Source organism: Yoonia sp., assembly GCF_017854415.1.
In the GTDB taxonomy this organism is placed as follows: domain Bacteria; phylum Pseudomonadota; class Alphaproteobacteria; order Rhodobacterales; family Rhodobacteraceae; genus Yoonia.
Genome location: NZ_JAFMHR010000085.1, coordinates 1 through 14,188 on the forward strand (window position 1 = coordinate 1; position 14,188 = coordinate 14,188).

The following is a 14,188-nucleotide window of genomic DNA, read 5'->3' on the forward strand; positions in this document are numbered from 1 at the left end:
CCGGGAATTCAAAAATGACATGACGGCTGAACGGCTCGCCTTCGACCTCTTGGGACACGCCACCGCGTACAATTGGCTTGCCACCGAAAGCCGCGATCAGAGGCGTGTCGCGGACAATATATTCCTGATAGGCCTCTGCGTTCGTAACCGTGATATGGCCGATGATGTAACCTTTGGGCATGGAATGCGTTCCTTTGGCAGCTTTGGATTGCAGTCAAATTGTCTTGGATATGGGCCAACCGCAAGTTTTACCTGCATTTTATTGGTCCAAAGCGTCTCCAATGGCGTACAGATATCGAATAGATAAATTACAACCAATCGGTAGAAGCAATTGCGCGCTAACCGGTACGCACGACCCCAAAATCGAATGGAGCCCTTAAAATGCGTTTGCTGACCCTCATTGTGATCGCGATCACCGCTTTCACTACCACAGTGCAGGCGCAACCGCGCGCAGCCGCAGTAGGCGTACAATCGGTTGATATGCGTGCTTTGGCCGAAACAGTTCCCGTGTTTGCCGAAGTGATCACTGCACGCAATGGCAACATTGCAGGACGTGTGGCAGGCAACGTAGATGTCGTGGCCGTTTTGGCGGGTACACGGGTCGCAGCCGGCGATCTTTTGGTTGAACTTAACGCTGACTTACTGACCATTCAGGTCGCCCAATCTCAAGCGCAATTGGCCGAAGCCGAAGCAGGCATAGATACTGCGCGCGCGCGCGTTGATCGAGCCAGAATTGCACTGGAACGGATCGAGGCATTGCGCGGCGGCACTGCGTTTAGCCAAGGCCGTTTTGATGACACGCGTGCCGATTTCCTTGAGGCCGAGGCACTGTTTGCAGAAGCACAAGCACGTGCCAAAAGTGCAGAGGCCCGCGCAACTGAAACCCAATACCAGCTAGAACGCAGCGAAATTCGCGCACCATTCTCTGGTGTTGTGCTTGAGGTATACACTATCCCCGGCGCATTTATCCAAGCAGGTACACCCGTTGTAAGGCTGTTGGATACCGATGCGTTTGAAGTGCAGGCAAACGTCCCATCGCGCTACACGGCATTCCTTGAACCCGGTCAGATGGTACAGGCCAGCACTGAAACCGGCACGTTGATGACATTGGAATTGCGCGCGATCTTACCGGTCGAAGATCCATCAACCCGCACCCGTGCTGTTCTTTTTGCAGCGCCTGATCTGACTACAATGGGGGGTGCAGCGGTGGGTCAGTCGTTGAACGTGGAAATCCCCGTCGGCGCGGCGCGTGACGTGCTGTCTGTGCCCAAGGATGCGTTGGTTCAGGCGCGCGGCGGATGGACCGTGTTTGTTGCCGCAGACGATCAGGCGCAGCCACGCACTGTGACTTTGGGCGTGCCGCTTGGCGATCGCTACGAAGTACTTGATGGCCTCGCGCCCGGTGATCTGGTCGTTGTGCGCGGCAATGAACGCTTGCGGCCTGGTCAGGACATTGCCCCCACCATTCTGGAGACCAACTAATGGACTTCATTCGCTATTCGATTGAACGCCCCGTTGCGGTGATTGCGGCGGTCTTGATGGCCGTTCTTTTCGGTGTTTTGGCGCTAACCCAAATCCCGATCCAATTGGCCCCTGACGTGCGCAAGCCCATCGTGGTGATTTCAACTAGCTGGCCGGGTGCAGCCCCTTCAGAAGTTGAACGCGAAATCGTGAATCCGCAGGAAGAAACCTTGCGCGGTCTGGACGGCCTAGAGATTATGACGTCCCGTTCGCGCAGCGGGCAGGGCGAAGTTACGCTTGAGTTTGCGATTGGCACCGACATGACCCAGTCATTGTTGTTGGTTTCAAACCGCCTTGACCGCGTGGGCGGCTATCCTGCCGAAGCGAACGAGCCGACACTAAATACATCCGGCGCTGATGACAGTCCGATTGCTTGGGTTTTGATCACTGCCGCCGAAGGGAACACGGCGTTCATTCCAACTTACGGTGATTTCCTTGAAGATATCGTAAAGGACCGCGTTGAACGCATCGCCGGGGTCGCCGCGGTGAACGTCTTCGGTGGTGTCGGTCAAGAACTTCAAGTTGTCGTTGATCCGCAGCGATTGTCGCGGTTTGGTCTGACCGTGCCAGAAGTGGTTCAGCGGCTTCGTGCCGAAAATATCTCGATCTCGGCGGGTGACGTAGACGAAGGCAAGCGCCGCTATATTGTGCGCACCGAAAGCAACCTGAACACAGCCGAAGCCATCGGCAACGTGGTTCTGCGTTCCGACGCATCCAATGGTGGCACGGGACGTGTGCGGGTCAGCGATGTCGCCGATGTTGCATTTGCCTACAAAGAACCAACCGCACGGCTACGTTTTAAGGGGCAGCCCGGACTTGCCTTTAACGTGGTCCGCGAGGCGGGCGCGAACGTCATCACAGTTATGGAGGAATTCCGAACCGTTCTGGACGAGCTGCAGGTCGGTCCGGTGGCTGCTCAAGGCCTTGTGATGGAACAAGTCTATGACGAAACGATCTATATCGAAGGTGCGATCAGTCTGGTCACGCAGAACATCTATATCGGTGGCGCACTTGCCGCGCTGATCTTGATGCTATTTCTGCGTTCACCGCGTGCGGTCGTGATTGTATCTCTGTCTATTCCGGTGTCCATCGTGGCAACCTTTGTGGTCATGGCTGCAACCGGGCGGACGCTGAACGTAATCTCGCTTGCGGGCATTGCCTTTGCGGTCGGCATGATCGTGGACGCAGCGATTGTCGTTTTGGAAAACATATACCGGCTGCGCGAACGGGGTTATTCGCGACGCGAGGCGGCATATCTGGGTGCAAAGCAGGTTTGGGGTGCGATCCTTGTATCTGCATTAACGACGGTTCTGGTCTTTGTGCCGATCTTGATTGTGCAACTGGAAGCAGGTCAGTTGTTCCGCGACATCGCGGTCGCTATTTCGGTTTCGGTCCTGTTATCTTTGGTTGTGGCGGTCACTGTGATCCCCGCACTTGCGAGCCGTTTGTTGCGCAAAGACGACAAAAAGCCGATGCGGATTTGGGGCTTGGATCATCTCGCGTCCGGTTTCCGCGCGATGGTCATGGCATATGTGCGGATGACTGTACGCTACCGGACGATCGGTATCGTTATGGTTGCCACGATCGCGGGCGGTGCTGCTGTCGCAAGTTGGACGTTCCTGCCCAAGCTGGAATACCTGCCAGAGGGCAACCGCAATCTGGTCTTTGGCCTGATTATTCCTCCCCCCGGTTATAACCTGGAGACAACAGAAACCATCGCACAACGTATCGAGGCAGTGGCCCAACCATTATGGGAAGCCGCACCTGCGTTGCAGACCGAAGATGGGACGCCGACAATCGATAGTTTCTTTTTCGTGGCAACACCCGGAAACTCGTTTGTGGGGGCAGGGGCTGTCGATAGCCAACGCGCGGGCGACCTGATCCCCGTGCTAAGCCGTCCGATCTTTGCAGAACCAGGCACTTTCGGGTTTATGACCCAGCCGTCGCTGTTCGGGCGCGGTGTGGGTGGCGGGCGCGCGATTGAATTGAACGTCTCGGGGCAAGATCTTGACGATATCCTTGGTGTCGCTGGCCGTGCGGCCGGAATTTTGGCCGGACTTCTGCCGCGTAGCGAAGGTCACCAATTCCGCCCTATTCCGGGTCTGGAATTGGGCGCTCCTGAAATCCGGTTGATCCCCGATCGGCTGCGGTTGGCTGATGCGGGGCTTGATAGCTCTGGTTTGGCTGCAACTGTGGATGCGTTTAATGACGGTCTACGCGTTGCTGAAATTACTGTCGGGTCAGAGCGTATTGATTTGGTGCTAAAGGGCGATCCAAATCTGAACGGGACGGCGCGCACACAAGATGTCGGTAATTATCCGGTTGTCACGCCGGGTGGGCAGATCGTGCCTGTGTCTGCATTGGCCGACGTTGTTCTTACCGCAGGGCCGACTGAAATCCGCCACCGCGAACGACTGCGTACTGTGACGCTCGAGGTGCGACCAGCAGACAACTTGCCGTTAGAACAAGCGGTTGAACTGCTTGAAACGCAAGTTGTCGCGGTGCTGCAAGAACAAGGCATACCGGGCGACATCCGGCTCAGCGTGTCGGGGACGGCTGACCAGCTAAGCCAGACGTGGTCGGCGATCCAGATCAACCTGATCGTGGCATTGATCATCGTGTTCCTTGTCATGGCGATCTTGTTTGAAAGCTTTGTGTTACCGCTGGTGATCTTGATTGCGGTGCCCATTGCGGCGGCGGGTGGTGTGGGCGGTTTGGCCGTGCTGAACCTGTTCCAGGTGCAGCCAATGGATATGCTGACGCTACTTGGCTTCGTGATCTTGGTCGGCATCGTGGTGAACAATGCGATCTTGATCGTGCACCAGACGCTGTACCATCTGCGCGAAGAAGGCATGGAACCCATTGCTGCCATCGAAGAGGCGACGCGCAATCGGATTCGCCCGATTTTCATGTCTACACTGACCAGTGTGATGGGCATGCTGCCATTGGTAATCTTTCCCGGTGAAGGCTCAGAGCTATACCGTGGTTTGGGTGCGGTTGTTGTTGGCGGCTTGTCGATGTCAGCATTCCTGACGCTACTGACGGTGCCGCCTCTGTTGCGGCTGTGCATTCGCACGCCGGAGCCGCGGACAGAGACAATGCCAATGGCCGCACCAGCCGAGTAATCTATCCCGCTCGGGCTGATGCACACATCAGTCCGGGCGATTTCACTCCTCAAAATAACTTCAAGCCCTATGTGCGAATGGTTCTCATTTACATTTACACATGCGAATAATTCGCATAAGCAGATTCTATATTGACTCCCGATACCCGAAAGGACACTGGATTAATGATGAAAAACACGTTTGTCGGCGCTGTCTGCGCGATGCTTTTGTCCACCACAGCCTTTGCGGATGACCGCTTTAAGACCGTGACAACGTTTACTGTGATCGCCGACATGGCCCAGAACGTGGCGGGTGACGCGGCGATCGTGGAAAGCATCACCAAAGCAGGGGCCGAAATTCACGGCTATCAGCCAACACCGCGTGATATCATCCGCGCGCAAGATGCTGATTTGATCTTGTGGAATGGCTTGAATTTGGAACTGTGGTTTGAACAGTTTTTTGGAAACCTTTCCGATGTGCCAAGTGCGACGCTCTCGGACGGCATTGTCCCGATGAGCATTTCATCCGGCGAATACGACGGCAAACCAAACCCGCATGCGTGGATGGGCCTTGAGAACGCGCTGATCTATGTCGACAACATTCGCGATGCCTTTGTCGAACATGACCCTGACAATGCTGACATCTACCGCGCAAATGCCGCCGCCTACAAAGACCAGATCACCGCGACAATCGCGCCATTGCGCGCAGCTATCCAAGCGGTCCCCGAAGACCAGCGCTGGTTGGTCACCTGCGAAGGCGCGTTCAGCTATCTGGCGCGTGATTTCGGGATGCAGGAGCTTTATCTTTGGCCGATCAATGCAGACGCGCAAGGCACGCCACAGCAGGTGCGACGCGTCATTGATACCATCCGTGAAAACGATATTCCGGCAGTCTTTTGTGAAAGTACGGTAAGCCAAGCGCCCGCTGAACAGGTCGCACGCGAGACGGACGCAGAATACAAAGGCATGCTTTTCGTCGACAGCCTGACAGAGGCGGATGGCCCCGTGCCGACCTACCTTGATCTGTTGCGTGTCACATCTGAAGCCATCGCTGCAGGCTTGACTGAATGACCCCAATTCCCGGCATCATCTCGCACAATGTAACGGTTACCTACCGCAACGGACATACCGCATTACATAACGCGAGCTTTGAAATCCCCAAAGGGACGATCACGGCCCTCGTTGGGGTCAATGGTGCCGGGAAGTCCACACTTTTCAAGGCAATCATGGGCTTTGTACCCGCCGCACGCGGCGAGATTTCGATCCTTGGCATGCCAGTGGCAGAGGCCTTGTCGAAAAATATCGTGGCCTATGTGCCGCAATCCGAAGAGGTCGATTGGACCTTCCCCGTGCTGGTCGAAGATGTGGTGATGATGGGCCGCTATGGTCATATGGGGTTCTTTCGCAGACCCAAGGCCGTCGATCATGCGGCTGTGACAGATGCGTTGGCCCGTGTGAACATGTCCGAATTTCGCGACCGTCAGATTGGCGAACTGTCAGGTGGGCAGCGCAAGCGCGTCTTTTTGGCCCGTGCATTGGCGCAAGAAGGGCAAGTGATCTTGCTGGACGAGCCCTTTACGGGTGTCGACGTAAAGACAGAAGACGCGATTGTTGCCCTTCTGCGTGACTTGCGTGACGAGGGGCGTGTGATCTTGGTGTCCACCCATAACCTTGGTTCGGTGCCGGAATTTTGCGACCGGACGATCCTCGTCAAGCAAACCGTACTGGCCTACGGGTTAACCGAAGATACGTTTACACGCGAAAATCTGGAATTGGCGTTTGGCGGTGTCTTGCGTCACTTCGTCTTGGGTGGGTCTGACCTGCACGACGACGACGATAGCCGCCAGATCCGCGTCATCACGGATGATGAACGTCCGTTTGTGGTTTACGGCGAAGACCGCAAGAAAAAGACACCCAAGAGCGAGAAAGAGCCAAGCTGATGCAAGTGCTGCTAGAGCCATTCAGCTATAGCTACATGTTCAACGCGATGTGGGTCAGCGCGTTGGTCGGCGGCGTGTGCGCTTTTTTGTCGGCTTATTTGATGCTGAAAGGCTGGTCGCTAATCGGCGATGCACTCAGCCACTCCATCGTGCCGGGTGTGGCTGGGGCCTACATGCTGGGGTTGCCGTTTGCTTTGGGTGCTTTTGCCGCTGGCGGATTGGCGGCGGGGGCGATGCTGTTTTTGAACCAACGCTCAGGTCTGAAAGAGGACACGATCATCGGTTTGATCTTTACGTCGTTCTTTGGGCTGGGCCTTTTCATGGTGTCGCTATCACCCACATCCGTGAGCGTGCAAACAATCACAATGGGCAATATCCTTGCCATCACGCCAAGCGATACGCTGCAGCTGGCCATTATCGGATTCGTGACCTTGGCGGTGTTGTTGGCCAAGTGGAAAGACCTGATGGTCACTTTTTTCGATGAAAGCCATGCACGTTCTATCGGGTTGCGCCCTGACATCTTGCGCGTTGTTTTCTTTACACTTTTGTCTGCATCCTGCGTCGCGGCCTTGCAAACTGTTGGGGCGTTCCTGGTGATTGCAATGGTGGTCACGCCAGGGGCAACTGCGTATTTGCTGACGGATCGCTTTCCGCGGCTTTTGGTTTTGAGCGTATCAATTGGCGCGACAACAAGCTTCGTCGGTGCGTATCTTAGCTTTTTTGCGGACGGTGCAACTGGCGGGATCATCGTGAGTTTGCAGACTACAATCTTCCTGCTGGCGTTTTTCTTTGCGCCCAAACATGGCTATGTCGCGGCCCGTAAACGTGCAGCACATGCATTGAGGGACGCATGATGGACAGCCTGTTATTTCCGTTTCAATTCGCCTTCATGAACAATGCCTTTTTGATGATGGCGATCATTGCTGTGCCAACGAGTTTGCTGTCGTGCTTCTTGGTGCTCAAAGGTTGGTCGCTTATGGGCGACGCGATCAGCCATGCTGTTTTACCGGGGATTGTGCTGGCATATCTGTTGAATATCCCGCTTATCATCGGAGCGTTCGTGGCGGGCATGTTTTGCGCGTTGAGCACTGGATTTCTGGCCAATAATAGCCGCGTAAAACAAGACACGATTATGGGGATCGTCTTTTCTGGAATGTTCGGGTTCGGTTTGGTTCTCTACACCAAAATCTCGACCGAGATGCATCTTGATCATATTCTGTTTGGCAACATGCTTGGCGTCAGCGCGCAGGATCTCTGGACCGCTGGCGGGATTGCCGCTTTGGTGGCCACGATCATTATCGCCAAGCGGCAGGATTTCATGCTTCACGCCTTTGATCCGGTCCAAGCACAGGCCGTCGGATTGCGCGTCGGTTGGCTGCATTATGGCCTGTTGTCACTGATTTCGTTGACAATTGTGGCGACGTTGGCTGCGGTCGGAATCATCCTTGCCATTGGGCTTTTGATCGCGCCGGGTGCGATTGCGTTTCTGGTGACAAAACGTTTCGCGATCATGCTGCCTGTGGCAGTTGGGGTGACCATGGTGTCGGGTTTCTTGGGCGTTTACATCAGCTTTTTCATCGACAGCGCACCTGCGCCTACGGTCATTCTGGTGCTAACCGCGATCTTTATCGCCGCTTTCATTCGCGCCAATCGCAAGATGCGTCAGGCAGGACCTGACGCAGCCGCGATGAACGGCTAGCCAGTCTGCAATTAATCGCCGTCAGCCACGCCCATTGCCCGAATACGCGCACGACGCGCGCGGTAGCTGGGCAGCACGATCAGGAAGGCCGCAAGGATCAGCAACCCCAAGGTCATTGGGCGTTCAACCACAAATCCAATCCCGTCATAAAGGTTCATGGAACGCGAAAAGTTGTTTTCCAGCATTGGCCCAAGAATGAACCCGATTAGCAATGGTGCCAGCGGATAATCCGCAAAGCGCAAGATGGTCGCAGCAACACCAAGGCCCACGAGCAACAGCAATTCGGTCGCGTTGTTCTGCCCGATATAGGCACCCATCATCGTAAAGAACAAAATGAACGGGATCAGGAAGGTGCGGGGGACCAGTAGCACTTTGGCGATATAAGGGATCAGCGGCAGGTTCAGGATAAGCAGAACCAAATTGCCCAGATACATCGAGATAATGACCGCCCAGAAAATCTCTGGCTCGTCGATCATCAGGCGCGGGCCTGGCTGGACGTTCAACGCGATCAACGCACCCAGCAAAATCGCGGTAGTACCAGAGCCGGGGATGCCAAGTGTCAGCAACGGCACAAACGATCCAGTGCAGGCGGCGTTATTGGCGCTTTCGGGGGCGGCAAGACCTTTCAGGCTGCCTTTGCCGAACTGTTCTTGCTCTTCTTTTGTCGCGATGTTGCGTTCAACTGCGTACCCGAGGAAGGACGCAATCGTGGCGCCAGCACCTGGTAGGACGCCGATCAGAAACCCTTGGATCGATTGCCGTCCGATTACGGGGGCAATCTGGCGGGCCTCTGCGCGGGTGATCCGCAGGTCTTTGATCTCGTTGTTGCCGTCTTCGGTTTTGGACCGCGACGGGTCAAGCACAAGGTAGAGCGCCTCTGGCAGCGCAAACATCGCCATAGCCAGTGTGATAAAGCCAAGACCAGACTGCAGGTCCATGATGCCAAACGTAAAGCGCGGCATGTTGAACAGCACGCCTTCGCCGATGGTTGCCAGCATAAGACCGGCAAATGTCATCAACAGCGCTTTGGCTACTTGGCCCGTCCCTGCAAAGGCGGCAATGGCTGACAGGCCAACCACCATCAGCGCAAAGTACTCTGGCGAGCCGAACAGTAGAGCCACAGAAGACAGGGCAGGCGCAAAAATCATCAACAAGATTGCGCCGATTGTGCCACCCGCAAATGAGGAAATCGCAGCAACCGTCAGTGCCTTACCTGCTTTGCCTTGGCGGGCCAACGGATAGCCGTCAAAGCTGGAGGCGACGGTCGATGCCACACCGGGTGCATTGATCAGAATGGATGAGGTCGAGCCGCCAAAGATCGCGCCGTAGTAGACGCCTGCAAGCAGGATGAGGGCGGCGGATGGATCGCCGATGGAAATGGCGACGGGGATCATGATGGCGATAATCGACATTGGCCCCAGTCCGGGCAGCATGCCGATGAACGTGCCGATCAAACAGCCACCGATCACCATCAAAATGTTTGTGAAAGAAAAGGCCGTTGCGAGGCCGATCATCAGTCCTTCAAGCATCGATCAAACCCCTAAGAAGAATGGCCATGGGCGCAGGAATATCCCCAGCACCTCTTGAACCAGATACCAAATGCTAAAGGCAGCAATCAGTGCGACAGGGATCAAGATGTGCAGACGACGTTCGCCCAGCAAAACCGATCCAATGACCAAGAACCCGACCGTAGACCCAAGAAAGCCTAGCGGACGCAAAAGCAATGCATATGCCACCATGAGGCCCAACAAGATGACGGCTTGACCGACTTTGTAGTCCTGCAAACGGCGGTAATTAATCTCGCCCGCTTTGATCTGGCCGTCGCCTTTTTCAAAGCCGAAGATAATCAGCAATGCGGCGACAATGCCCATGACAGATAGAACTTTGGGGAAGGTCGATGGCCATATCGGATCGCGGCGCATAAATGGCGCCAGCATATCGTCCATGGTAAAAAATGCGGTGTAGGCATAGCCCGTGCACATGATCAGAATAATCAATGCAATCCAGCGATCTAGCGCCATCGTCGTGTCCCCCCGACTAGAGTAATGTGCGGCAGGCAAAGGCCCGCCGCCCACGAAGGTTTCCTAACTTACAGGAAGCCCAATTCACGCATCAGATCGCCAATCACTTGCTCTTGGTTCTCGAGGAAGCTTCTGAAGTCGTCACCATTGTTATAGATGTTCACCCAACCGTTTTGAGCGCGAACAGTTTCCCACTCTTCGGTTTCGTACATCTTGGCAAACGCGGCCTGATATGCGGCCAATTTGTCCGCTGGCAGGTCAGGTGCGCCAAAGAAGCCGCGCCAGTTGACGAATTCAGCATCGATGCCTTGCTCGATCATTGTTGGCGCATCAGCATAGCTTGATACACGCTCTGGTGCGGTGATGCCGATGATCTTGACTTCGCCAGCGTCTGCAAGTGCGATTGCCTCAGAGAAACCAGTGCTCAGCGCTGCGATTTCGCCGGACAGCAATGCTGCCATGGCTTCGCCGCCTGCATCGTACGGGATGTATTTGACGTCTGCTGGGTTTTCGCCTGCTGCTTTCATCACGATGGCTGCGACCAAGTGGTCAAGACCACCCGGAACAGAACCGCCACCGATGGCTGTGCCACGCGGGTCAGCTTGATATGCCGCAACAAGATCAGCCATAGAATTCACCGGGCTGTCTTTGCCAACAACCATTGCTGCATAGTCACCGATGGTGCCTGCAACCAGTGTCAGGTCGCGGAAGTTTTGCGGGAACACACCTGTTAGCGAGCGGATCACGATCGGGGTCGAGTTGACCATCAATGTGCCGTGCTGGCTTTCTGCGTTCTCGATCAGGTAACCGATGGCTTTACCGCCGCCGCCGCCTGACATGTTTTCATAGCTGGCTGAACCAACAAGGCCTGCAGCTGTCAAGGCTTCGCCTGTGCCACGCGCTGTGCCGTCCCAACCGCCACCGGCGCCGCCGGGGATCAGAAAGTGGATGCTGTCAACGATCTGATGGCCGCCTGCAACAGCGGGTGTGCCGAGTGTCAATGCAGCCGCAGCAGCGGCCATCACGACCCGGCGGGTCATGTTAAACGATTTCATAGTAGTCCTCCCATTTGACAACCGACCAGTTCACCGGTCAGTTGAGGAAGCTGACCACAACAACCTGACACGGACCTGTCACGACCAAAGAAAGGCATTTGCAGCGATGAAGTTTCTTCTTGTGGAAGATAACATTGAATTGGCAAATGCGATATGTTCGCGCATGCAGCTCGACGGGCATGTCATTGATCATGCAGCAAATCTTAGCGACGCGGATGCGTTTTCTAGGACTGGCGAATACGATCTGATCTTGCTTGATATTATGCTGCCTGATGGTGATGGGCGCAGCTTTCTCAAGGCGCACCGCGCAGGTGAAAACGACACACCTGTCATAGTTTTGACGGCCCGCTCGCAAGTGTCGGACAGAATCACGTTGTTGGATCTGGGGGCGGATGATTACATCACCAAGCCCTTTGATCACGCTGAATTACAGGCCCGCTGCCGCGCCGTTTTGCGCCGCAAAGCAGGGACGGCGCGCACAATTACCCGCTACGGCGATGTGGCCTTTGACCCTGTCGCGGGCCATTTGACTGTGGGTGACAACGTCATAAATCTGCGTAACCGTGAACTGCGCCTGCTCGAGCTTTTGATCAGTGCGCCGGGTCAGATATTTCCTAAGACCAAGCTGATAGATCGGTTGTTTTCTTACGAAGAAGACGTCTCCGAGAACGCGGTCGAAGTTTATATCGGACGCCTGCGCAAACATCTTGAAAACACGGGCGTAACGATCACGACACACCGCGGTTTGGGGTACCGGCTTGACCATGACTGATGTCGTTCGGGTCTCGGGGTCATTGCGCAACCGGTTGGCCGTGACGCTGGTTGGCGGGGCTGCAATTCTGGCGATCTTGTTGTTCATCATTGTCCGCAGCTATGCCGCCCAAATCGCACAACAAGGGCAGGATCAGATCATCGGGGCGTCGGTTAGTTCGATCCTGGACGCGGCAGTTGTTCGCGACGGCGCAGTTGAGGTCGATTTTCCTTATGCGTCGCTTTCCATGCTCGGGACAGAGCGTGATGACCGCGTTTTTTATGCTATTTATCAAGATGATGCGGTCATTTCAGGGTACGAAAACTTGCCCCGCCCACAATGGCAGAGCGGCGAAAATCGCACATTTGAGACTGTCGTTTTTGATGGCGTCCCGATCCGCATGGCCAGCGCCACGCGCACATTGATCGGGGCAAATGTCCGTATCCAGATTGCCGTTTCTGTCGGACAAACCCAAGATGCACTGTCCGGTACGCTCAACCAGATTTCGCAGAACGTCGCGCTGTTCGGTATCGGCTTTTTTGCTTTGGCGGCATTGATTGCCTTTTGGGCAACCGCGACCACCTTTGATCAATTGCAAACCCTGACAACTGCGATTGCACGACGTGGTCCAAAGGACTTGCGCCCTGTTGCGCGACCAATACCGGCAGAACTTGCGCCGCTTGTATCCTCGCTTAACAGTCTGATGGGGCGATTAAACCAGTCGCTTTTGCAATCCGAGAATTTTATGACTGAAGCCGCACACCGCGTCCGCACGCCTTTGGCGACGGTGCGTTCTCATGCTGAAACAACGCTGCAACGGGTCGAGAAACCTGAAAACCGCCAAGCTTTGCGGGCCATGGTGCGGGCAATTGACGAAAGTTCGCGGGCGGCTGGACAACTGCTGGATCACGCAATGATTGCCTTTCGTGCCGACAATATGGAACAGCAGGACATTAATCTGGGTGATCTGGTCCAAGAATTACTAATGCAGCTCACGCCTATCGCCGAAATGAAAGACATCGCGTTCGAGATGGCCCAAGAACCTGACGTTATAATGGTCGGCGATCCGATCCTCATGCAAAACGCCGTGCGCAATCTGATTGATAATGCGCTAAAATACGCGCCAGCCGAAAGCACGATCAGTATTTCTGTATCACATAGCCCCAGCCCGAATGTGGAAATTTGTGATCAAGGCCAAGGCTTTGCACCGGACGAAATTGGTGATCTTGCCAAACGTTTCAAGCGCGGCGCCAATGTCGCAGGCATCGTCGGGTCGGGATTGGGCCTAACAATTGTCGAGGACGTCGCACACGCCCATGGCGGCAAGTTGACACTGACAAACAGACGGCAGGGGGGTGCATGCGCTACTTTATCGTTCTGATTTTGACCCTTTGGCCGTGCAGTCTGGTCGCCCAAGACTGGGAGGACCAGCAGCTGTTTGGTGCAGAAGGTGCGGCAGAAAACCTCACACTGATTTCCAGCACGGACACGTCGTTTTTTGCGCCGATCATCGAAAGCTTTCTGCGCGGTCGTCCAAACGTTTCCATCAACTATTTCGTCACCGGTACCGCCGATCTTGATGCAATTTTTCGCACGGACCCTGATGGGTACGATGTGGTGATATCAAGTGCGATGGACTTGCAATTGAAGTTGGCAAATGACGGGTTTGCTTTGCGGATCGACAACATCGCGCACCCTGCCTGGGCGCAATGGCGGCAAAGCCTTTTTGGTTTCACGACCGAACCTGCAACAATTGTCATCAACAAAGCGGCTTTTGCTAGACAACCGGTGCCGCGTACACGCCAAGAGCTGATCCAAGCCCTACGCGCCAGCCCCGATCAGTTTCGGGGCAGGGTGGGCACTTATGACGTTCGTCAATCAGGGTTGGGGTATCTATTTGCCACCCAGGACGCACGCGCCTCGGAAAGCTTTTGGCGGCTGACCGAAGTTATGGGCAGTCTTGATGCCCAGCTTTACTGCTGTTCTGGTGATATGATTGATGATCTGGCGGATGGAACGCTTGCTGTTGCATACAACGTTTTGGGTAGCTACGCGTCCGCCCGCAGCGAAGCGCTTGGCGATCTTGAGGTGATTTTGC

At 55.2% G+C, this 14,188-nt stretch carries 13 protein-coding genes; 9 read left to right on the forward strand and 4 right to left on the reverse strand.

What is annotated here, in order from left to right; genetic code table 11:
- Positions 1–181: DUF1330 domain-containing protein (locus QZ197_RS10505; RefSeq protein WP_296431877.1), on the reverse strand; the 181-nt coding region annotated here is incomplete at its 3' end.
- Between the two features lie 200 nt (positions 182–381).
- Here QZ197_RS10505 and QZ197_RS10510 point away from each other — a divergent pair.
- The 6 genes from QZ197_RS10510 to QZ197_RS10535 all read left to right on the forward strand — a co-directional run bounded on the left by QZ197_RS10510 (position 382) and on the right by QZ197_RS10535 (position 8,263).
- Complete coding sequence (locus QZ197_RS10510; protein ID WP_296431878.1) at positions 382–1,482, forward strand: efflux RND transporter periplasmic adaptor subunit; 1,101 nt, start codon at positions 382–384, stop codon at positions 1,480–1,482.
- A complete protein-coding gene (locus QZ197_RS10515) occupies positions 1,482–4,646 on the forward strand; it encodes an efflux RND transporter permease subunit (protein WP_296431879.1) in 3,165 nt (1,054 codons plus the stop codon). The genes QZ197_RS10510 and QZ197_RS10515 overlap by 1 nt, the downstream gene beginning before the upstream one ends.
- Positions 4,647–4,810: 164 nt before the next feature.
- On the forward strand, positions 4,811–5,695 hold the full coding sequence (locus QZ197_RS10520; protein WP_296431880.1) for a metal ABC transporter substrate-binding protein: 885 nt from the start codon (positions 4,811–4,813) through the stop codon (positions 5,693–5,695).
- Complete coding sequence (locus QZ197_RS10525; protein ID WP_296431881.1) at positions 5,692–6,564, forward strand: manganese/iron ABC transporter ATP-binding protein; 873 nt, start codon at positions 5,692–5,694, stop codon at positions 6,562–6,564. Before QZ197_RS10520 ends, QZ197_RS10525 begins: the two co-directional genes overlap by 4 nt.
- Positions 6,564–7,418, forward strand: a complete 855-nt coding sequence (locus tag QZ197_RS10530) for a metal ABC transporter permease (protein WP_296431882.1) — start codon at positions 6,564–6,566, stop codon at positions 7,416–7,418. Before QZ197_RS10525 ends, QZ197_RS10530 begins: the two co-directional genes overlap by 1 nt.
- The gene (locus QZ197_RS10535; RefSeq protein ID WP_296431884.1) at positions 7,415–8,263 is read left to right on the forward strand and encodes a metal ABC transporter permease; all 849 of its coding nucleotides are present in this window, start codon (positions 7,415–7,417) and stop codon (positions 8,261–8,263) included. Before QZ197_RS10530 ends, QZ197_RS10535 begins: the two co-directional genes overlap by 4 nt.
- An 11-nt stretch (positions 8,264–8,274) precedes the next feature.
- Here QZ197_RS10535 and QZ197_RS10540 read toward each other — a convergent pair whose 3' ends face one another.
- The 3 genes from QZ197_RS10540 to QZ197_RS10550 all read right to left on the reverse strand — a co-directional run bounded on the left by QZ197_RS10540 (position 8,275) and on the right by QZ197_RS10550 (position 11,339).
- Entirely contained in the window at positions 8,275–9,792 is a 1,518-nt protein-coding gene (locus QZ197_RS10540; protein ID WP_296431885.1) for a tripartite tricarboxylate transporter permease, read from the reverse strand.
- A gap of 3 nt (positions 9,793–9,795) precedes the next feature.
- The gene (locus QZ197_RS10545; RefSeq protein WP_296431892.1) at positions 9,796–10,284 is read right to left on the reverse strand and encodes a tripartite tricarboxylate transporter TctB family protein; all 489 of its coding nucleotides are present in this window, start codon (positions 10,282–10,284) and stop codon (positions 9,796–9,798) included.
- Between the two features lie 68 nt (positions 10,285–10,352).
- On the reverse strand, positions 10,353–11,339 hold the full coding sequence (locus QZ197_RS10550) for a tripartite tricarboxylate transporter substrate-binding protein (RefSeq protein ID WP_296431887.1): 987 nt from the start codon (positions 11,337–11,339) through the stop codon (positions 10,353–10,355).
- A gap of 106 nt (positions 11,340–11,445) precedes the next feature.
- On the opposite strand from QZ197_RS10550, the gene QZ197_RS10555 reads away from it, so the two are divergent.
- From QZ197_RS10555 to QZ197_RS10565, 3 genes are all read left to right on the forward strand, one after another.
- Positions 11,446–12,111 (forward strand): response regulator transcription factor, encoded by a 666-nt coding sequence (locus QZ197_RS10555; protein WP_296431889.1) that lies wholly within the window; start codon positions 11,446–11,448, stop codon positions 12,109–12,111.
- A complete protein-coding gene (locus tag QZ197_RS10560) occupies positions 12,104–13,471 on the forward strand; it encodes a sensor histidine kinase (protein WP_296431890.1) in 1,368 nt (455 codons plus the stop codon). Before QZ197_RS10555 ends, QZ197_RS10560 begins: the two co-directional genes overlap by 8 nt.
- Positions 13,450–14,188: ABC transporter substrate-binding protein (locus QZ197_RS10565; protein WP_296431891.1), on the forward strand; the 739-nt coding region annotated here is incomplete at its 3' end. The genes QZ197_RS10560 and QZ197_RS10565, both read left to right, overlap by 22 nt.